General features: G+C 71.7%; 17 protein-coding genes. 11 read left to right on the top strand and 6 right to left on the bottom strand.

Features of this window, described 5'->3' with window-relative positions; translation table 11 throughout:
• Positions 1-772 precede the first annotated feature (772 nt).
• The 6 genes from ACFY9I_RS03940 to ACFY9I_RS03965 all read left to right on the top strand — a co-directional run bounded on the left by ACFY9I_RS03940 (position 773) and on the right by ACFY9I_RS03965 (position 11456).
• A complete protein-coding gene (locus ACFY9I_RS03940; protein ID WP_390996274.1) occupies positions 773-1696 on the top strand; it encodes a type VII secretion protein in 924 nt (307 codons plus the stop codon).
• A 40-nt stretch (positions 1697-1736) separates the two neighbouring features.
• On the top strand, positions 1737-5762 hold the full coding sequence (gene eccCa / locus ACFY9I_RS03945; RefSeq protein WP_390996276.1) for a type VII secretion protein EccCa: 4026 nt from the start codon (positions 1737-1739) through the stop codon (positions 5760-5762).
• The gene (locus tag ACFY9I_RS03950) at positions 5759-7180 is read left to right on the top strand and encodes a DUF6177 family protein (RefSeq protein WP_390996279.1); all 1422 of its coding nucleotides are present in this window, start codon (positions 5759-5761) and stop codon (positions 7178-7180) included. The genes eccCa and ACFY9I_RS03950 overlap by 4 nt, the downstream gene beginning before the upstream one ends.
• Positions 7181-7308: 128 nt before the next feature.
• Entirely contained in the window at positions 7309-8517 is a 1209-nt protein-coding gene (locus ACFY9I_RS03955; protein WP_390996282.1) for an extracellular solute-binding protein, read from the top strand.
• A gap of 46 nt (positions 8518-8563) precedes the next feature.
• Entirely contained in the window at positions 8564-10336 is a 1773-nt protein-coding gene (locus tag ACFY9I_RS03960) for an ABC transporter permease subunit (RefSeq protein WP_390996284.1), read from the top strand.
• Positions 10329-11456, top strand: coding sequence for an ATP-binding cassette domain-containing protein (locus ACFY9I_RS03965; RefSeq protein ID WP_390996286.1), 1128 nt, complete (start codon positions 10329-10331; stop codon positions 11454-11456). The genes ACFY9I_RS03960 and ACFY9I_RS03965 overlap by 8 nt, the downstream gene beginning before the upstream one ends.
• A gap of 100 nt (positions 11457-11556) precedes the next feature.
• Here the strand turns inward: ACFY9I_RS03965 and ACFY9I_RS03970 are convergent, their stop codons facing one another.
• The 3 genes from ACFY9I_RS03970 to ACFY9I_RS03980 all read right to left on the bottom strand — a co-directional run bounded on the left by ACFY9I_RS03970 (position 11557) and on the right by ACFY9I_RS03980 (position 12772).
• On the bottom strand, positions 11557-11949 hold the full coding sequence (locus ACFY9I_RS03970; RefSeq protein WP_390996289.1) for a hypothetical protein: 393 nt from the start codon (positions 11947-11949) through the stop codon (positions 11557-11559).
• Positions 11946-12227, bottom strand: coding sequence for an Arc family DNA-binding protein (locus tag ACFY9I_RS03975; RefSeq protein WP_390996292.1), 282 nt, complete (start codon positions 12225-12227; stop codon positions 11946-11948). The genes ACFY9I_RS03970 and ACFY9I_RS03975 overlap by 4 nt, the downstream gene beginning before the upstream one ends.
• A 65-nt stretch (positions 12228-12292) precedes the next feature.
• Complete coding sequence (locus ACFY9I_RS03980) at positions 12293-12772, bottom strand: ATP-binding protein (RefSeq protein ID WP_390996295.1); 480 nt, start codon at positions 12770-12772, stop codon at positions 12293-12295.
• Between the two features lie 158 nt (positions 12773-12930).
• Between ACFY9I_RS03980 and ACFY9I_RS03985 the strand changes: the two genes are divergently transcribed.
• Both ACFY9I_RS03985 and ACFY9I_RS03990 read left to right on the top strand, forming a co-directional pair.
• Positions 12931-13782 carry a Scr1 family TA system antitoxin-like transcriptional regulator gene (locus ACFY9I_RS03985; protein ID WP_390996298.1) on the top strand — a complete coding sequence of 284 codons (852 nt, stop codon included), beginning with the start codon at positions 12931-12933 and terminating at the stop codon, positions 13780-13782.
• Positions 13779-14018 (top strand): DUF397 domain-containing protein, encoded by a 240-nt coding sequence (locus ACFY9I_RS03990; RefSeq protein ID WP_390996301.1) that lies wholly within the window; start codon positions 13779-13781, stop codon positions 14016-14018. Before ACFY9I_RS03985 ends, ACFY9I_RS03990 begins: the two co-directional genes overlap by 4 nt.
• 25 nt (positions 14019-14043) lie before the next feature.
• On the opposite strand, the gene ACFY9I_RS03995 is transcribed toward ACFY9I_RS03990, so the two are convergent.
• Complete coding sequence (locus ACFY9I_RS03995; protein ID WP_390996303.1) at positions 14044-14610, bottom strand: DinB family protein; 567 nt, start codon at positions 14608-14610, stop codon at positions 14044-14046.
• A 136-nt stretch (positions 14611-14746) separates the two neighbouring features.
• Here ACFY9I_RS03995 and ACFY9I_RS04000 point away from each other — a divergent pair, with 136 nt between their 5' ends.
• Complete coding sequence (locus ACFY9I_RS04000) at positions 14747-14965, top strand: hypothetical protein (RefSeq protein ID WP_390996306.1); 219 nt, start codon at positions 14747-14749, stop codon at positions 14963-14965.
• A 265-nt stretch (positions 14966-15230) separates the two neighbouring features.
• Here ACFY9I_RS04000 and ACFY9I_RS04005 read toward each other — a convergent pair whose 3' ends face one another.
• Both ACFY9I_RS04005 and ACFY9I_RS04010 read right to left on the bottom strand, forming a co-directional pair.
• Entirely contained in the window at positions 15231-17240 is a 2010-nt protein-coding gene (locus ACFY9I_RS04005) for an FtsX-like permease family protein (RefSeq protein WP_390996308.1), read from the bottom strand.
• On the bottom strand, positions 17237-17977 hold the full coding sequence (locus tag ACFY9I_RS04010) for an ATP-binding cassette domain-containing protein (protein ID WP_390996310.1): 741 nt from the start codon (positions 17975-17977) through the stop codon (positions 17237-17239). Before ACFY9I_RS04010 ends, ACFY9I_RS04005 begins: the two co-directional genes overlap by 4 nt.
• A 162-nt stretch (positions 17978-18139) precedes the next feature.
• Between ACFY9I_RS04010 and ACFY9I_RS04015 the strand changes: the two genes are divergently transcribed.
• Together ACFY9I_RS04015 and ACFY9I_RS04020 are read left to right on the top strand one after the other, a co-directional pair.
• Positions 18140-19336, top strand: a complete 1197-nt coding sequence (locus ACFY9I_RS04015) for a histidine kinase (RefSeq protein WP_390996313.1) — start codon at positions 18140-18142, stop codon at positions 19334-19336.
• Positions 19333-19992, top strand: a complete 660-nt coding sequence (locus tag ACFY9I_RS04020) for a response regulator (RefSeq protein WP_390996316.1) — start codon at positions 19333-19335, stop codon at positions 19990-19992. Before ACFY9I_RS04015 ends, ACFY9I_RS04020 begins: the two co-directional genes overlap by 4 nt.
• The last annotated feature ends 447 nt before the right edge of the window (positions 19993-20439 follow it).

Here is a 20439-nt window from a genome sequence, read left to right on the forward strand (position 1 = left end):
TGCGGGTGAAGGCGGCGGGGCCGGTGTGGGCAAGGGCAGCGGTTTCGGTGCGCGTGGAGTCGCTGCTTCGGATCCGGGGGCGTCCGGTGCGGGGGCATTCGGTGCGGGGGCGGACAGGGGCCCCGGTGGGGCCGGGAGGCCCGAGGCGCCGGCCCGTCGAGCGGAGCCGACGCTCAGGCTGGTGCGGTCCTTGCCGTCCGAGCCGACGGAGGCTCCGGGACCGGCAAGGCCCTCGGAACCGGTGAGGCCTTCGGGACCGGTGGGACCGGTGAGGCCTTCGGAGGAGGGCGGGAGCGAGCGGCCCGTACGTCCGGTGCCCGTGCAGCCGGTGCCGGTTCAGCCGCCGCCGGTTCAGCCGGAGACCTCGCGGCCGGCGCCGGCACAGCCGGGCCCCGTGCGGCCAGACCCCGTCCAACCGCTGCCGATGCGGCCGATGGCCGACGGTCGGCTTCCGGCGCAGCCCGCCGCACCGCACCCGTCGCACTCCGTCGAACCACCACCGGCCCAGCCCAGCCCCGTCACACACGGCCCCGTCGCGCCCGGCCCCGTAGGGTCCGCCCCCGACCCCCGTACGGGTCACCCGCAGGCCGCCGCGCAGTCTCCGGGCGCGCCCGGGGATCCGGCGCGCCCCGGCCGACCCGGCGATGGTGCCCGCCCGGCCACCGGCGCCTCCTCTTCTCCGGGCGCCTCCCCGGCACCCGGCGCCTCCCCCGCGCCCGGCGTGAACCCCGCCGCGCCCGCCCGTCGTGGCTCCCGTGCACCCGGGACCCCCATGCGGGCGCCCGACTCGGTGCCGACGATCGATCCTCGGCTCGCGCATGCGCTCGGACGGCCGCAGCACGGGGACTCGGTGGCTCGGCGGACGGGGCGGTCGATCCGGAAGCTGACCTCGTCGGCCGCGCAGGACGTCGCGGAGGAGACGCGGATCGCCCGGGAGTTGCAGCAGCCGGTGACGACGGGGCGGGTGATCGCCGTGACGTCGATCCGGGGCGGGGTCGGCAAGTCGACGATGGCCGCGCTGCTGGGGCGGACGTTCAACCACTACCGGCACGACCCGGTGCTCACCCTGGAGGCGGACGCGGCGCTCGGCACGCTGCCGGTGCGGATGGGCGCCGACTCGGTGCGCTGGGCGGCGGCCGACCTGGCGGAGATCCTGAACCCCGCCATGCAGCTCACCGATGTCACCGGCTACCTGGTGCCCGTGTCGGACGGCGGCTGGCTGCTGCCCGCCAGTCAGGGCCGCGTCGGGGCCCCGCTGGACATCCGTACGTACCGCACCGTGACCCTAGCGCTGCGGCGCTACTTCGCGGTGACCGTGGTGGACTGCGAGACGCTGCCGGGCGAGGTGGCCCGTACGGCGATGGACACGGCGCACGCGCGCGTGGTCGTCGCGCCGATGACCGCCGAGGGCGTCAACGGCACCCGCCAGGTCCTGGACTGGCTCGGCCAGTTGCCGCACTCCGCGCTCGCCTCGACCGTCGTCGCGCTGACCGCCAACTCCCCCGACATGACGCTGGACCGCAAGACGGCCGTCGCGCACCTCAAGGAGTCCGGCGTCCATGTCGTCACCGTCCCCTACGACCGCCACCTCGCCCAGGGCGGCCCCATCCGGACCGCCCTGCTGGGCCAGGAGACCCGTGACGCGGCGATCACGCTGGCGGCGGAGGCGATGACCCGCGCGGTGAGGATGCGATGACCACGGCAGCCACGCGAGCGAGACGAGAAGGGGTCCGTCCGTGACCCAGCAGTTGATCCACCGGCCCGCGCGGAGCACCCGTCCGCTCGGGGCCGCCGGGGCCCGGACGATCGAGCCGCCGCCGAACCTACCGGAGGGCAAGGCGGGGACGGCGGCGACGGCGCTGCTGCCGATGGCCGGTGTCATGGGCTCGGTCGTGATGATGACCGTGATCCGCAACAGCCAGTTCGCGGCGCTCGGCGCGATCGTACTGGTGTTCGCCCTGCTCGGTGCGGTCGCCCTCTTCCTCTCCCAGCGTGGCAAGGCCCAGCGCACCCGCCGTACGCAGCGGGAGCGGTATCTGGAGTATCTGGAGGAGCTGCGCGAGGAGTTCGGGACACAGGAGCGGGAGCGGCGGCGGCTCGCACGGGTGTTGAATCCGCCTCCGGAGGCGCTGTACGACCTGGTGCGCGACCCCGCCCGGCTCTGGGAGCGGCGGCGGCAGGACGCGGACTTCCTGCGGGTGCGGGTCGGCACCGGTGACGTGCCCGTGGCGGATCTGGCCATCGGGCAGAACCAGGGCGGGGTGCTGACGCCGCCGGACCCGTTCATGCTGAACGAGGCGCGGGCACTGCTCGCCCGCTATTCCGTCGCCAACGACTGCCCGATAACCGTGCCGTTGGACCGGGCGGGCAACGTCAGCGTGGTCGGTGACCGGGAGGGCGTCCTGCGGGTGGCCCGCGCGCTCCTCGTGCAGGTCGCCGTCTCGCACGCGCCGGACGACGTGGCCGTGGCGCTCGGGGTGCCGGGTGAGCGGCTGGCCGACTGGGAGTGGGCCAAGTGGCTGCCGCACATGCTGGACGGGCAGGAGCACGACGGCCCGGTGGCGGCCCGCCGGATCGCGCCGAGCCTGCCGCAGCTGGCCCGGCACTTCCGGCACGAGCTGGGCCGGCGTGCCTCGTACGCGGCGGAGGTGCGCCGGGGCCTCGCCGACCGCAAGGCGCTCAGGCTGGCGTCCCGGATGCTCGTGGTGAGCGACGAGTACGGGGACACGGCCGCCGAACTGCCGCGTCCCGACACGGCGGTGGGCCTGCCGGACATGGGGGTCACCGTGCTGCATCTGCTGGAGGAGCAGGTGCACGAGCCCGACCAGGTGTCGGTGCGGATCACCGTGCGGGGCGACCAGGTCGCCGTGGAGGACCTCCGGGAGCCGCAGGCGGCCGAGGGGAGCACCACGGGTGGGGTCGCCCACGGCACCTCCGACGAGGTGACCGCCGCCGGCGCCGAGGGCCTGGCCCGGCTGCTCGCGCCGCTACGGCTGTCCGCCGAGTCGGCGGCCGAGGGCACCCCGGTCACCGGCCCCGTCGACTTCCCCGGTCTCCTCGGCATCGACGACCCGGCGCTGCTGAATCTGGCCGATCTCTGGGCGCCGCGCGGTGAGCGTGAGTTCCTACGCGTGCCCATCGGTGTCACGGACCGGCACGAGCCCGTACTGCTCGACCTGAAGGAGTCCTCCGAGCTGGGGATGGGACCGCACGGGCTGTGCGTCGGCGCGACCGGTTCCGGCAAGAGCGAGCTGCTGCGCACGCTCGTGCTGGCGCTCGCCGCCACCCACTCCCCCGAGGACCTGGCGCTCGTCCTGGTCGACTACAAGGGCGGTGCGACCTTCGCGCCCTTCACCGAGCTGCCGCACGTGGCCGGTGTGATCACCAACCTGGAGAACCAGGCCGGGCTCGTCGAGCGCGTGCACTCCAGCCTCGCCGGCGAGGTCAAGCGCCGTCAGCAGGTGCTGAAGGACGCGGGGAACGTGGCCGACATCGGGCACTACGCGGCCCTGCGCGCGACCCGTCGCCCCGATCTCGAACCGCTCCCCCACCTCTTCGTGGTGATCGACGAGTTCGGTGAACTCCTCACCGCGAAGCCGGACTTCATCGACCTGTTCCTGTCCGTCGGCCGCATCGGCCGCTCCATCGGCGTCCATCTGCTGCTGTCCAGCCAGCGCATCGAGGGCGGCAAGCTCAAGGGGCTGGACACCTATCTCTCGTACCGGCTGGGGCTGCGCACCTTCTCCGCCGACGAGTCGCGGACCGTCCTCGACACCACCGACGCCTTCCACCTCCCGCCGCTGCCTGGCTTCGGCTATCTGAAGGTGGACACCTCGACGTACGAACGGTTCAAGGCGGGGTACGTGTCGGGCGCGTACCGGGGCCCGGCGCTCGTGGCGCAGGAGGACGACACCCCGCTGGTCCGGCCGTATCCGACGTACAACACGCTCGGTAGCGCGGCCCCTTCGGGGGAGGCCGTCGAGGAGCCCAAGGCGACCAAGCGGGAGACGGGGCCGACGGTGATGTCGGTGATGGTGGACCAACTCGCCTCCGCCGCACGGCCGGTGCGCCGGATCTGGCTGCCACCGCTGCCGGACGCGATCACGCTGGACGCGGCGGCCGGACCCGTGCAGGTGGACGAGCGGGGTCTTCGACTGACGGCGTCCGAGGGCCCGTTGCGGGTGCCGCTGGGCGTGCTGGACGATCCGGCGAAGCAGTGGCAGGGCCACTGGGTGCTCGATCTGACGGTCGCGGGCGGGCACGCCGCGGTGATCGGCGGCCCGCAGTCCGGCAAGACGACGCTGCTGCGGACCCTGGCGCTGTCGCTGGCGACCACCCACACGCCCGCCGAAGTCGCCGTCTACGGCCTCGACCTGGTCGGTGGTGGTCTCTCGGCCCTCTCCGGGCTGCCGCACGTCGGCGGAATCGCGGGCCGGGCCGACCGGGAGCGGGCCGCGCGGACGGTCGCCGAGGTGCGGACGATGCTCGTCGAGCGGGAGGAGCTGTTCCGCGAGCACGGGATCGACTCCGTCGACCAGCTGCGGCGTCTGCGCGGGCGGGGCGAGCTGCGGGAGCTGGGGTCGACGGACATCGTGCTGCTCATCGACGGGTTCGGCGCGCTGCGCGACGAGTTCGCCGAGCTGGACGACACGGTCGTGGACCTGCTCAAGCGCGGGGGCGGCTACGGCATCCATGTCGTCGGCGGCATGCTCCGCTGGAACGACGTACGGATCGCGACGCAGTCGATGTTCGGGACGCGGGTGGAGCTGCGGCTCAACGACCCCAGCGACTCCAGCGTGGACCGCAAGCTCTCCGAGACCCTGTCGCCGGACACTCCGGGGCGCGTCCTGACCGACGGCAAGCTGTTCGCGCAGGCCGCCCTCCCCCGTCTGGACGGGCGGCCGTCGACGGGTGACCTCGGTCCGGCGCTGGAGGACGCGGCCCGCTCGATCCGCTCCACCTGGCACGGCGAACTGGCGCCGCCCGTACGGGTGTTGCCCACCCGGCTGCCCGTCACGCAACTGCCGTCGCTCGTCGCCGAGCCGCACCGGGTCCCGATCGGCGTGGACCAGGACGCCCTGGCGCCCGCCCTCCTCGACCTGTTCGGCTCGGACCAGCATCTGCTGATCCTGGGCGACAACGAGTGTGGCAAGACGAACCTGTTGAAGCTGATCGCCGCGCAGCTCGTGGAGCGGTACTCGGACGAGGAGCTGGTCTTCGGCGTCTTCGACCCCCGGCGCGGGCTGCGGGGCGTGATCCCGGAGCCGTACCGGGGTGGGTACGCGCACAACGCGAAGCTCGCGGCGGGCCTGTCGGCGGGCATCGCGAGCGAGCTGGAGAAGCGGATGCCGGAGACGGCGGACCCGGACGCGCTGAGCGACGAGCCCGCGTTCAAGGGCCCGCGGATCGTCATCCTGGTCGACGACTACGACATCCTCACCACCGCCGGCCAGCAGCCGCTGTCGCCCTTCCTGCCGTACGTCTCGTCGGCGCAGGACATCGGGCTGCACTTCGTGATCACCCGCCGGGTGGCGGGCGCGTCCCGGGCGATGTACGAACCGCTGCTGCAGACCCTCCGCGAGACGGGTACGGCCGCGCTGCTGATGACCGGCGAGCGCAGCGAGGGCCAGCTCTTCCCCGGCCTGTACGCCTCGGCCCAGCCGGCCGGCCGGGGCACGCTGGTCCGCCGGGGCCGCGCCCATCAACTGATCCAGACGGCACTTGACACGGCACTCGACAGCGAGGAGGGCCACCGCCCGTGACCAAGGACGTCATCGCCCTCACCCCGAAGATGCCCAACGTCTGGGCCCTGATGGCGAGTCTGTACGCCGGTGGCGCGGACCTGGACCTGTCGGCGGCGGCCGACGGCGCGGTCGTCCAGCTGCACGGTCCGGGCGGGCGCCCTTTGGTGTCCGTGGAGTCGCCGGTGCTGGTGCAGGTGCCTGGCGAGGCGGAGCGGCTGCTCGGGCAGCGGGTGGAGGCCCCGTTCTGGTGGACGGAGGCACGGGCGTCCACGGCGGTGCCGGAGGCGGAGAAGCTGGCGGGGGTGGTGTGCGGGCGGCTCAACGCGCTGCTGGGCGGTACGACCTGGCCTCCGGAGGCGGCGGGCACGGAGATCGTTGACGTGTCCGCCGTGCCGTCGGCGGGGTCGGGACAGCCCGCCGTGGACGTGGTGACCGACCACGCGGCCGTTGTCCTCATCGACCGGCCGGTGGTCGCCCTGACCAGCTGGCTCGCGGAGATCATGCGCACGGCCGTGGCGTCCCGGCGCTCCCTGCAGATCGTCACCCCGGCCGGGGTGCGTCTGACGCCGGCGGCCCGTACGACGCTCGCCCGTGTCCCCAACCGCTGGGTCGTCCAGGACCCGGAGTGCGGGTACTACGACGGGCTGTCGGGGGCGGTGCTGCGCTGGCGGGACGAGGCGTTCTCGCCCGTGCTGTCGGAGGACGGGACGGGAACCGTGGCCGCCGCCTTCACCCGCCCGGTGCGGGAAGCCGCGGGCCGGCAGCTGATCGTCGCCCTCCGTACCGGGCACAGGGCGGACGAGCGGCTGCTGCTGGGCGGCGCGCTGGAGGCGGCCTGGAAGACGCTGACGGGTACCGCCCCGGCGGGCTGGGGCCCGGCCGAACCGGTCAACCTGCCCTGGTCGCCCCGGCAGTTGACCGATCTGGCCCGGGAGCGGGCACCCGAGCCGTCGCAACTGATCGTGGTGGGCACCCCGGACCGGCCGGCCATGGCGACGCTCCGGGTGACCCGGACGACGAAGGGTGTGGAGGAGGACGCCGTCCTCACGGTCGGGTACGCGGCCGGTGAGGGCCTTCCGCTGGACCGCCTCCAAGAACTGGCCGAGACCCTGGTCAGGGAGCACGGGCTGCGCACCATGCTGGCCTCGGTGCGCGTGGGCCGTGCCGACCTCACGACCCCGCCCCGGCTGGAGGGCCCGCCGCTGCCCGCGACCTTCACACTCGGCCCGGACGACGTGCACACCATCGGCCTCGACCACGCCCGCCGGCCACCGGTCGAAGTCCAGCCGGTGGGATTGGGCCCGACCACCCGCCCGGCGCTGCACTACCCCCTCGGCGACGGGGAGGACGCGGCGGCGTGGGGTCGGCTCCAGCAGCTCACGGCCCATCTCAAGGGCGATCGTTCCCAGCCATCCACACCTGCTCGACAGGGGTGACTCGCGTCACTAACTCAACGACCAATACGAGCAGTAAGAGCTCTGACGGGTGAAGCATTTACCGGCCTGACCTGGGTCCATAACCTCCCGGCAACAGCTGCCAGAAGGCACGCGCCAGGAGGAGAACCATGGCCAGATCCAGCCACATCGGCACCGGGTACACCGTCGGCCCCTTCGACGGACCGGCTCCCGCGTACCGGCGTCCCGTCCGTCGCCCCCTCGCGGCGGCGGTCGCCGCGACCCTCGCGCTCGGCACGCTGGCCGCCTGCGGCGGTGGCGGCGACGACGCGCCGAAGGTGGCGGAGAACAAGATCTCGGCGGGCCAGGTGCCGGACTACTACCCGGCGGACTACGCGGACCTGATCGAGGCCGCGAAGAAGGAGGGCGGCAAGCTCACCGTCTACTCCAACCTGGGCGACGAGAACATGGCGCCGATCGTCCGGGACTTCAAGAAGAAGTACGACTTCATCAAGACCGTCTCCGTCAACGAGCTGGACAGCGACGAGCTCTTCCAGAAGACGCTCTCCGAGAACGCGGCCGGTTCCTCCCCTGCGGACGTGCTGATCTCCAGCGCGGCGACCGCGTGGGCGGACTTCTCGGCCCGGAAGAACACGGTCCTGGAGTACAAGTCGCCGGAGCTGGAGGAGCTGGGCGAGAGCGCGGAGCTGCTGCCGAGCGTGTACTCGGTGTCGCAGGACCCGATGACGATCGCGTACAACACGTCGCTGATGGAGACCCCGCCGACCACGCTGACGGACTTCGCGAAGATCGTGACGTCGGACGAGGGCAAGTACAAGAACAAGGTGACGGTCCGCGACCCGGAGGGCTCGTTCGGCTTCACCGTCACGCGGGCGCTCACCGAGGGCAACCCGGAGGCGTGGAAGGACCTGGAGAAGATCCTTCCGCTGACCCGTCCGGAGACCTCCTCCGGCACCCAGCTGGAGAAGATCGTCGCCGGTGAGTACACGGCCGGCTTCCTGATCAGCGCCTCGCCCGCCTACCCGGTGGTCGAGGACAGCGCGGGCCTGGTGAAGATCGTCTTCCCGAAGGACGGCACGGTCGTCCTGCCGCGCGGGATGGGCATCGCCGCCGAGGCGCCGCACCCGGCGACCTCGAAGCTCTTCATGGACTTCGCCCTCTCCGAGGAGGGGCAGCGCGCGGTCGCCGAGGGTGGTCTGGCCTCGTACCGCGAGGGCGTCAAGGGCGAGGGTCTGCACACCTACCAGGAGGTCGTGGACGCGGTCGGCGAGGAGAACATCATCCACGTCAAGTACGAGCCGGTTTCGAAGGACGACGCCGCCGCCTGGCAGGAGCGCTTCGACGGACTCCGCAAGTAGTCGTCCGTAGTCAGGCAGCCTTCCGGGACGATCGGAGTCAGAGCAGATGTCAACCCTCACCCAGCCACCCCGCACACCGGCGGACGAGACACCCGCGGAGTCGTTCGAACCGCCACGCTACCGCCGCTTCCGCGGCATCGGACGGGACACGGTCGTCCAGTACGCGGTCCTGGCGTTCCTCGCCGTCCTGGTGCTGGCGCCGATCGTCCCGACCCTCTACCAGAGCATCCGCAACCGCCCGCTCTACGAGGCGGGCGGCGCCTTCACCCTCAGCGGCTACAGCAACCTGTTCACCGAGGCCGGCTTCGGTGAAGTCGCCCTGAACACCCTGCTGTTCGCCTCCCTCACCACCATCCTGAGCCTGGCCATCGCCATCCCCATGGCGATCGTGGTGGTCCGTACGAAGCTGCCGGGCGGACGGCTGGTCGCGCTGGCGATGCAGTGGCCGTTCTTCATCTCGTCGCTGATCCTGGGCTTCGGCTGGATCATCATGTACGGCCCGGCCGGGTTCGTCAGCGTCAAGGTGCAGCAGATCTTCGGCGCGGTGCCGTGGAACCTGTACTCGATCCCCGGCATGGCGCTCACGGAGGCCGTGGCGCTCGCCCCGATCGCGTACGTCTTCTGCGCCAACGCGCTCCGCCAGTCGGACGCCTCGCTGGAGTCGGCCGCCCAGGTCTGCGGCGCGGGGCCGTTCAGGATTCTGGCCCAGGTCATCGTGCCGCTGCTGCGGCCCCCGATCGTCTACTCGGCGATCCTCGTCTTCTCCGTCTCCATCGAGACGCTGAGCGTGCCGCTGCTGTACGGCCAGCCCGTCAGCATCGACGTGTTCTCGACTTTCCTCTACCACAACGGACTTCAGTCGGTGGACCCCGACTACACGATGCTCGGCGCCGCCTCCACGGTGATTCTCGTGGTCACGCTCAGCCTGGTCGCCGTACAGGCGAAGCTGTTGAAGGACGCCGCCCGGTTCGTGTCCGTGCGCGGCAAGGTGACCCGGCCGCGCAAGCTGGACCTGGGCTGGCTGAAGTGGGTGAGCGTCGCGTTCATCTGGCTGTACGTCATCCTCGGGGCGCTGATCCCGATCGCGGGCCTGGTGATGCGGTCCTTCACCCTCGTCTTCACCCCGCTGCAGTCGCCGTTCAAGACGGTCACCACGAAGAACTACGAGCTGGTCTTCGACTCCGACAACTACGTGCAGTCGCTGTGGAACAGCCTCATCGTGGCCGGTGTCGGCTCGGTGACGGTCAGCGCCCTCGCGGTGTTCGCGGTGATGGTGGCCCGGCGGTCGACCTTCAGGTGGGGCAGGGCGGTGGAGTACCTGGCCCTCATCCCCCAGTCCCTCCCCGGCATCATCATCGGTATCGGCTTCTTCTGGGCCTTCGCGCTCGCCCCGTTCGGGATGGGTTCCGTCCTGCAGGGCACGATCTACGCCGTCATCATCGCCTTCGGCATGCGGGCCCTGCCCAGCGCGTTCGGCTCGGTCGCCCCGGCGATCATGCAGATCGGCGGTGAGCTGGACAACGCGGCCCGGGTCTCCGGCGCCGACTGGCTGATGACCTTCTTCCGCGTCCTGCGGGCCCTGATCACGCCGGCGTTCGCCGGGGCGCTCATCCTCACCTTCGTGATCATGCTCAAGGAGTACTCCCCGGCCGTCTTCCTCTCCTCGGCCGACAACAACATCCTCGGCACCACCATGCTCAGTCTCTGGACGCAGGGCAGGGCCGGATCCGTCGCCGCGCTGGCCACCCTCCAGATCGGCATCACCGCGGTCTTCGTCGCACTCGCTGGACTGCTCATGAAGGGAAAGCACCATGCCTGAGGTGACCGTCAAGAACCTCGCCAAGACGTTCGGCGACAACTCCGTCCTGCGCGATGTCACCTTCACCATCAAGGACGGCGAGTTCTTCACGCTGCTGGGCGCGAGCGGCTGCGGCAAGTCGACGACGCTGAACTGCATAGCCGGGTTGGAGCAGCCGACGGAGGGCTCGATCTCGGTGGGCGGGAGACCGTTCGTGGACGCCGGGGCGGGTGTCTTCCTGCCCCCCGAGGAGCGCAACCTCGGCATGGTCTTCCAGTCGTACGCGCTCTGGCCGCACATGACCATCGCGAAGAACCTCGCGCTGCCGCTCAACATCCGCAAGGTGCCGAAGGAGAAGCAGAAGACGCTGATCCACGACGCGCTCGACAAGGTGGGTCTGGCCGCGCTCAGCGGACGTTACCCGCACCAGCTCTCCGGCGGCCAGCAGCAACGCGTCGCCCTGGCACGGGCCTTGGTGTACTCGCCGACGGTCCTGCTCCTCGACGAGCCGTTGTCGAACCTCGACGCCAAGCTCCGCGAGCAGGCCCGTGCCTGGCTCAAGCGGCTCCAGGAGGAGCTGGGCATCACCACCGTCTACGTCACCCACGACCAGGACGAGGCGCTGGCGCTCAGCGACCGCATCGCGGTCATGGACGGCGGCAACATGATCCAGATCGGCACGCCGCACGAGATCTACGAGAAGCCCGCCGCGCCCGCCGTCGCCGCGTTCGTCGGCCGCTGCAACTTCCTCACCGGCAAGGTGGTGAGCGTGGACGGCACCCGGCACACCGTGCTCCTCGACGCCAGCGGGGAGGTTGTACGGGTCGACAGCGACCAGCGCGTCCCGACGGGCGACTCGGTCACGGTCGCGGTCCGCCCCGAGCGCCTGGAGGTCGTGGCCTCGGCCGATACCCCGTCGGGCATGAACCGCCTCGACACCCAGGTCATCACCAGCTCCTACGTCGGCTCCCGCTACGAGTACGACGTCCGTCTCGGCGACCAGGTGGTGCAGGTGCTGAGCGGCAACGGAGGGCTGGCGGGCGAGGTGGCGCTGGTCTTCGACCCGGGTCACGCGCTGCTCTATGCCGACAAGGTGGAACTGCCGGAGGACCAGCGGGACCTGCTGACGGTCACGTCGTGACGGACGCCGCCTGACCGGAGTTGACCGGAGCGTGACTCCACGCCTGAGAGAGGAAGCGGGCGGCGCGTTCGCCGCCCGCTTCCCTTCGCTGTCCGGGCCGTCAGCGGTTCATGTCCATGAAGCCGACCCCGAGCCCTGCGTAGGGGCCTGGCTCCACCGTGGCGATCAGCCCGCCCATCGGAAGCATCTGGTTCGGCCTCGCGGCATGGACAGCGGCCGAAGTGCTCTGTGCGATACCCGCCCGCCCCAGCTCGGCGATGGTCACGGCCATCGCGTAGTCGTCGTCCAGGACATGAAGTACGTCCACCAGCACACCGACGTGGTCGACCATGCCCGCACGGCGGCGCTCGGCTTCCAGGAGACACAGGACAGGCACCCAGAGGCGCACGTCATCGCTCGCCGCCGCGGCATGGACGAGGCCGGACACCTGCTTGTCGCCTCCCAGCGCCAGGAGGGTCGGCGTGTCCAGGACGTAGTGCTCGGTCTGGCTCAACGGGACGACTCCGCTTCGGCGAGGGCCGCCCGATGAGCGGCTGTGGCCTCCCGCATCTTCCGTCGCATCTCGGCGGACTCCTCGTCGGAGACGTCGTGTCCGAAGCGCTCGGCAAGCAGGAAGCGGGTCCGGTCGGCACGCTCCCTGATCTGCTCGGGTGTCAGCGTCTGGGCGGCTATGTCCTGCATGAGGGCACGAAGACTGGTCCCCCGGGCCTCGGCCACGGCTGCAAGCTGGTCACGGACTTCGGCGGGCACGCGGATCATGACGTCGGCCATGGGGCGAGTATACGCTGCGTATACGCCTTGTGGGGTCGTCGTCTCGCCGCGGCGCTCAATGGTGTTCATGGTTGCGGCAGACGTCTGACCAGGGACAGCCAGCGCGGCAGGTCGATCTCGGCCAGTACGGTCTTGCCGGGCGGAGTCCGCTCCTGGACCTCCCAGCGGTCGGCGAGGGCGTCGACGAGGACCAGGCCGCGCCCCGAGTCGCCGAGGGGATCGGCCGGGTGTACGGCATCGGGGCCGGGCGGCAGGCGTTCGGCCCGGGTGTCGGTGACCTCGATGCGGAGGGAGCCGGCGGGGAGGGAGAGGCGGAGTTCGAAGTCCCGGCCGGGGACGCGGCCGTGGGTCACCGCGTTGGCCGCGAGTTCGGCCACCACCGCCGCCGCCTTCTCGGAGGCGGCCGAGCCGTGCGGGATGCCCCAGGTGTGCAGCTGGGTGAGGGTGAGCTGTCTCGCCAGGCGGGCGCCCAGCGGGGTCGAACTGAAGCGCTGAGCGAACGCGTGTGCGGTGACGGGGAGTTGTCGGGCGGGTGGTGCGGTCATGCGGCCAATGTGGCCGCCGCGAGGCCCACTTCGCCAGCTCCTCGCCGCGTACGCCGCACGCGCGTACGCGGTCACTTTCTGGACCGTACCCGTCACGTGCCGTAATCATGGGCGTTGACGGGTGTGGTCCAGCAGGGCGGGTGCGCGGGAGGTGGCCGATGGGGGCCGACAACGGCGGCGTGGCGGGGATGGGCGGGGGCGGCGAGCCGGAGGCCTCCGACAGTCTGCGGACGTTCGGGGCGATGGTCCAGGCGTTGCGCGAACACGCGGGGCTGGGCCGGGAGGAGTTGGCCGACGCCATCGGTTACTCCAAGCACACGGTGGCGTCGGTGGAGCAGGGACGCCGGCTGCCGGACGCGGCGTTCGTGGAGGGGGTGGACCGGGCGCTGGGGGGAACGGGGGCGCTGGTCGCGGCGGCTCGGCATCTGGGGCGGCAGCCGGGGTTGGCGGCTTGGTTCAGGAAGTGGGCCAGGTTGGAGGCTGCGGCGATCACGCTCTACACGTACGAGTGCCGGTTGATTCCTGGGCTGTTGCAGACGGAGGCGTACGCGCGGCAACTGTTCGACGACGAGTTGCCGCCGCTCAAGGACGAGCAGATCGAGGCCCAGTGGACGGCGCGGGCTGAGCGCCAGCGATTGCTGCGAGACCGCCCGAACACCGCGTTCAGCTTCATCATCGAAGAGCAACTGCTGCTTCGGCACACAGGCGGGACAACCACCACACGAGAACTCATCGATCACCTGCTGGACATCTCCGAACTTCGGAACGTCGAGATCCAGATCATGCCGCTGGTCCGTGAATCCCATGCCGGACTGCACGGTGCCATGCAGCTGCTGGAGACCTCGGAGAACAAGTGGTTCGCTTATACAGAGGCCCCCGAGAGCGGCCAGCTGATCGCCGACCGGAAAGTGGTCAGTGTGCTGCAGGGGCGATATGCCAGGATGCGCTCACAGGCTCTTACCATCCCAGACTCTGTGAGCCTGTTGCGGCGGATGCGAGGGGACCTATGAGCACGTCCGAACTGTCCTGGTTCAAGAGCAGCTACAGCGGCGGCGACGACTGCGTCGAGGTCGCCCTCTCCTGGCACAAGTCCAGCTACAGCAGCAGCGGCTCCGGCGACTGCGTAGAAGTTGCCGCCTGCCCCTCCACCATCCACGTCCGCGATTCCAAGAACGCGGCCGGCCCTCAGCTCGCCCTCTCCCCCACGGCCTGGGCGGACTTCGTCGCGTACGCCGTTCGGGACTGAGCCTCGGCCGCTGCAGGAGGGGCCGTCAGCCCGTGGTGGCCGATGGACGGCCGGCAGCGCGCTGGAGGCGGAGTTGGCCAATTTCCGCGGCGTTCTTCATCAGTTCCGCGTTCACCCAGGCGACCAAGTGCGCCACGGTGTGCCGGGCGTCGTTCTGCCAGGGCAGCGAGGTGGTCGACTCCAGGTCGGCGTCGGTGAGCCGGTCCACCGCCTCCAGCCAGTCCGCGCGGATCGCGCGCAGCCACTCAACGGCCGGCGCGCCCGCGCCCGGCCAGGTGATGTCGCTCCGGTCGCGGGGCGTTCTGCCGTGGGCGTGGTCGCAGGCCACGCTCCACCACCAGCCAATGTGCCAGCTCAGCCAGCCGACGGTCGGCACGGGAACGGGGTCGGGTTCGGTCTCCGCCCAGTCCGGTACCCAGGTCCCGTCGTCGGCCCGGCGCATCGTCCAGCAGAGGTCGGCGGGCTCCCACAGGAAGTCGTCGGGTTCGATTCTCTCCAGGTGGTACTCGAACAGCGACCAGGTCAGGTCGAACTGCCAGCGCAGCAGATCGAGCGCGTTCCGCGAGACGGGTTCGTTGCGAGAGACAGTCACCGGCCGACCCTCGCACACCGTCGACGCCGTTGAGAATCGAGTATTCGGCAGCGCGGCGACCGCCCGCGCAGCCGCCGGAACCTTCTAATAAAAGTTCTGCGATGTTCGGCGACGGCCGGGGCGACCGGGCGGTCGCGTGAGTGGCACCTGGGTTCTCGGCGCCGCCCGTGAACGGGACGTCCGCGTGATCACCAGCGCGGCCACGATCGTCGAAGTCGACCCACAGGGCACACACACCGCCCGTCTCGCCTGGGCCCTCTCCCGACTCGTCGTGGAGCCGGTCACCAAGGACACCGCCGACGTCACCGCCCGAGCCCCCGCCTCCGGCGTCGCCAAGAGGCTGTCGCGCGTCTGAAGGACAGTGGCAGGACCGGCGGGCACAAGTACGCGCGGGACGCGATCGTGGCCGCCACCGCCCGCGCGGCACAGCCACCGGTGACCGTCCTGACGTCCGACTCGACGATCTGAGGCCGCTCTGCGGCAAGCAGGTCGAGGTGAGACAGGTCTGATCCCGGCGGAGGCGCCCCGAAGCGGGCTGTCCTGCGCCGACTCCGAGGAGTCGGCGACCTGTCCACGTGCCATGGGGGCCGTGCCCGGCCGTCGGGCTCGGCCCCCGGCACTCACTCCGCCCGTGCCCCCGCCTGCCGGGTGACCGCCCGCAGCAGGGGACGGCTCAGGGCTCCGGCCGCCAGGATTCCGCCGACCCCGGCGGCGCAGCACACCGCGAGGACGAGCAGGCCGCGCGCGTCGAACGACGAGTCGCCGCCCGCCAGCACCATCGATCCCCCGCACAGCAGCCCCGCCGCGAGAGAACCGCCCGCCAGCACCGTGAGCGGGATCAGCGTCTCCCGGCTGCGGGCGGCGTCCAGGACCCTCAGCGGGGTCCCGGCCAGGTGCAGCAGGCCGTAGGTGCGGCGGCGGTCCAGGACGGCGGCGGCCGCGGTGATCCCGGCCGAGGTGATGGCGATGGTGAAGGTGATCACGAGCACCACCCGGGTGATGGTGGTGAAGTCCCGGGTGAACCGCGCTTCGGACCAGCTCACGTCGACGGTGGTGAGCGGGTACTGGTCCGGCGTCAGGCCGGTCAGCGCGGTGCGGGCGCGGTCCAGGTCGGCCCCGCCGCCGGAGACGGTGGCGGTGATCTGGCGGCTGTCGTACGGGCTCGTGGCCACGAAGCCGTCGTCGACGCCGACCACGGCGCTCACTCCGGCGGCGTGCAGGCGCTGTTCGGCCTGCTTCCGCATCTGGCTCACCTTCTTGACCGGGGCGGAGATGGCGAGCTGGTCGGGCCGTCCTCCCCACGGGGAAGCGGAGTCCAGGGTGAGCAGGGCGAAGAACCCGGCGACGAAACCGGCCAGGGTGAGCCCGGAGACGATCCGCCAGGCGGCCTTCGGGTCGTCCAGCAGCCGGCGCCCCGCCAGCAGTGTCGCCGGCCGCCTGGCCAGCGCGGTGACGATCCTGCCGAGCAGCCGGACCACCCAGGGGCCGATCACTGCGAACGCCAGGAAGAGCACGGCGAACGCGTACAGCGCGAGGGAGTCGTCGCTGCCGTACCTCTTGCTGATCAGGCCGTATGCGGCGACGACGGCCACGAAGACCACCGCTCGTACGGCGCTCGCCCCGCGGCTGCGGGAGCGGCGGGCCACGCCCAGCGGGCCGACGACCACCTGGCGGAGCCCGGCGAGCGCGCTGACGACGACCAGCGCGATCACCCCGGCGGTCACCGCCAGCAGCGGTCCCGCGCCGATCCACAGGTCTGCCGGGTACCAGGCGCCGCCCGCGAGCGGCAGGCTCGCCGCCGCCGGCAGCAGCACGGCGTATCCCAGGGCGCCGAGCAGCGCCCCGGCCGTTCCGGTCAGCAGCGCCTCGGCGGCCGTCAGCCCGGCGATCCGGCCCGGCGTGGCGCCGATCAGGCGCAGCGCGGCGAGCCGCTCGTCGCGTCGGGAGACCGACAGCCGCGCGGCGGAGGCCGCCAGCACCAGCAGCGGAACGATGACGAGGATCGTGGCGACCCGGGTCACGGACTCGTACGCCTTGCCAATGCCGTCTGTCAGCGGCGCCCCGGTGAAGGACGCGATGTTGGTGGGGGAGGCGATGTCGCCGACCCGGCGCGGGTCGGTGGCACGCTCGGCGGTGACCGCCGGGTCGCCGGGGCGGTGTCCGATCACGGCGACGAGTTCACCGGGATACGCCAGTGCCGCGCGGCCCAGGGTGCCGGTGGGTGTGCCGGGGACCGGGTGGCGGTCGGCGGGCAGTTTGTCGAGCAGGGCGCCGAGTGCCGGGGAGACCCACAGTTCGCCGGGGGCGGGGAAGCTGTCGAGGCCGGGCGGGGCGGGAGCGGTGTGTCCCGGCAGCCGGGCGACGTCCACGACCGTGACGGGCACGCCCTGCGTGAACGTCGTCGCGACCGCCTGGACGGCCACCGGGCGGGAGGACTCCACCGGATTGCGCCAGTCGGTGCGGTCCGAGCGGTGCTGGAAGCCCAGGTTCATCGCGACGCTCAGCAGGAGCAGGGTGGTGGACACGGCCGCCGCGGCGACCGCGAGTCCGGTGGCGAGCAGGCCGGTGCGTCCGCCGGCCCGGGTGAGCCGCCAGGTCAGCGCCCAGGTGGTGCGGTCCAGTGCCCTCATCGCCGGTACCCGGCCTTCGACCCGGCGCCGGTCTCCGTGCCGGTTCCCGTCTCCGTGCCGGTGTGCGCCTCGGCCAGCCGGCCGTCGCGGACGTGCACCGTGCGGTCGCACCAGCGGGCCACGTTCGCGTCGTGGGTGACGACTACCAGGGCGGCGCCCTGGCAGCGGCTGACCTCCGTCAGCAGCTGGATCACCTCCATGCCGGTGGCCTGGTCCAGCGCGCCGGTCGGCTCGTCCGCGAAGATCACCTTCGGGCGGCCGACCAGGGCCCGGGCGATCGCCACCCGCTGCGCCTGCCCTCCGGACAGCTGGCCGGGACGGCGGCCCTCAAGACCTTGCAGACCCAGCGGCCCGAACCACTGCCGGGCCTGCGCGACGGCCGCCCGGCGGGCCGTGCCGCCGAGCATCAGCGGCAGGGCCACGTTCTCGTCGGCGGGCAGCTCCGGCAGCAGCTGCCCGGCCTGGAAGACGAAGCCGAACGCGGTGCGGCGCAGCTCGCTGCGGGCCGGTTCGTCGAGCTGGTCGATCCGCGCGCCGTCCAGCAGGACCTCACCGGAGTCGGGCCGTTCGATCCCGGCCAGGCAGTGCAGCAGGGTGGACTTGCCGGAGCCGGACGGGCCCATGACCGCCATCGACTCACCGGCCGTGACGCCGACGTCGACGCCGGCCAGGGCGCGGGCCATGCCGTAGGACTTGAACAGACCGGTGCCGGTCAGGACGGCGGAGGAGGTGTTCATCGGGTGCTCTCCCCGAGGGAAGCGGTGATCAGCGGGTACATGCCGTCCACTTTCGGGGCGCTCGGCGACCGGCGGTCTCGGCCGGACGGCCGGTTGTGGCTGCCGGACATCGGCCATTCGGCCGAGCCCGCTTGGAATCGCCGCTTCCGTATCCTGCCGGGCGTGAACTCCGAAACTCCGATGCGCCGCCGGGCGCTGCTCGCCGCCGGCTGGATCCTCCTCGGCCTGCTGGGGCTGCTCGACTTGTTCGCCAACGGGGTGCCCGACGCCCGCTGGACGAGCTTGCTGCCGACGGTGTCCGGCCCGCTTGTCTGCATGGCGCTGCTGTCGCCCGCTCGGCGGCCGAGCGTGCAGGTACGCGCCGTCCTCGTCGCGGGTGGCTCTCTGGTCCTCACGGCCGTGATGGCCACGTGGGCAGGCCCGGACAGCGTGGTGACGTTCGGGGTGCTGGAGAGTGTCGCTTCCCTGGTGCTGCTCTCCCGCGTGGTGGGGGTGGTGCCGCGCCCGAGGATGGGGGCGGTCGCGGCGGCCGCACTGGCTGTGGCGATCATCGCGATCCCGCAGCGCCTCCTGCCGCCGGACAGGTACTACGACGACGAGAGCGCCATCACCGGGTCCCTGGTGCTGACGCTCTGCGTCGGGCTGGCTCTCGCCTGGGGTCTGCGCGCACGGCTGACGGAGGAGCAGCGGGCCCGTGACATCGCCGCCGTCCGCCAGCACCAGCGCCTGGAACTCGCCCATGACCTGCACGACTTCGTCGCCCACCACGTCACCGGCATCATCGTCCAGGCCAATGCCGCGCTGACCCTCCAGCACACCGCACCGGAACAGGTCGGACCGCTGCTGGAGAACATCAGCCGGTCCGGATCGGAGACGCTGGACTCGATGCGCCGTCTGGTGCGGGTCCTGCGCGAGGACGACCACGGGGGCGTCCGGCCCGGCGAGGTGTGGGGGGAGCTCGCCCGGCTCGTCTCCGTGTTCTCGGAAGACGAGACGGACGTCCAGCTGTACGTGGCCGCGGCGGCCCGCGAGACGCGTCTCGCTCCCGAGGTGGAGACCTCTGTCCACCGGGTGGTGCAGGAGGCGTTGACCAACGTGCGGCGGCACGCGCCCGGCGCCTCGGTGGCCGTACGGGTCGACGTGGACGGGCACCGGCTGCGGGTCGAGGTGCGCAACACGGCACCGGCCGCGCCCCACCCCGGCCCGGTCGGCGGGCGCGGCGGTTTCGGGCTGGTCGGCCTGCGGGAACGCGTCGAAGCGGTGGAGGGCACGCTGACCGCCGTTCCCACCGGCGACGGCGGCTGGCGGGTGACCGCCGTCTTCCCGGCGCTGGCCCCTGTGGCAGGATCACCGGCGTGAGCGACACGGCGATCCGGGTGCTGATCGCGGACGACCAGGAGCTGGTCCGCATGGGCTTCCGGCTGATTCTCGGCGCCCAGCCCGATATCAAGGTGGTCGGTGAGGCCGGCGACGGCGCCGCCTGCGTGGAACTGGCCCGCCGACTGCGCCCGGACGTGTGCCTGGTCGACATCCGGATGCCGAAACTGGACGGCTTGGACGTCACCCGGGCCCTGGCGGGCCCCGGCGTCCACAACCCGATGCGGATCGTGGTGATCACCACGTTCGACCAGGACGACTACGTGCACACCGCACTGCGCAACGGGGCGTGCGGCTTCCTGCTCAAGGACGCCCCACCCGGGCTGCTGATCGAGGCGGTGCGGGCCGCCGACCGCGGGGACGCGCTGGTCTCCCCCGCCGTCACCGTCCGGCTGCTGAAGGACCTGTCCGCCACGCGGCCCGATCCGGACACCGACTCCCCGCTGACCGAACGCGAACTGGACGTGGCCCGGCTCGTCGCGGTGGGCCGCACCAACCAGGAGATCTGCGACCAGCTCGTGGTGTCACTGTCCACCGTCAAGACGCACCTGGCCAACATCCAGCAGAAGATCGACGCCCGCAACCGGGTCGAGATCGCCGCCTGGGCGTGGGAGCGCGGCGTGGTGCGGGAGCGGTAGGAATGGCCGCGCACGCGAACGCCTCGGCACGGTAACCCTCACCGGAGGCCTTCGGCCGTGGGCTCGGTCGATCACCAGCCAGGTGAGGCGTGCGCGGACGGTGTGGATCGTCGGTGCGGTGTTCGTGGTCAGGGTGCTGTCGATGACATGGCAGCCGTGCCGCTGGGCGGCCGCCGCCATGACCAGGTCCGCAATGAGGTTGCCGCGGTCGGGTTCCCGACGTCGGGTTGCCGACGTCGGGTTGCCGACGTCGTGAAGTTCTCGCCGAGTTGGCGTCGACCACGTGGAGGCGTCCGCCGGACGTCTTGCCCGTGGTCGGCGATGCGGCGCCCGGCACGTCGGTGGTGCCGAGAACCTGTCAGGTGGTCACTGACCGCGAGAGCTTCACTTGGGCAAACAGTTACCCGAACGTAACTTACGCATCCGCTGTGGACTTTAACTAACGGT

The organism is Streptomyces sp. NPDC012510, from assembly GCF_042955065.1.
GTDB lineage: Bacteria > Actinomycetota > Actinomycetes > Streptomycetales > Streptomycetaceae > Streptomyces.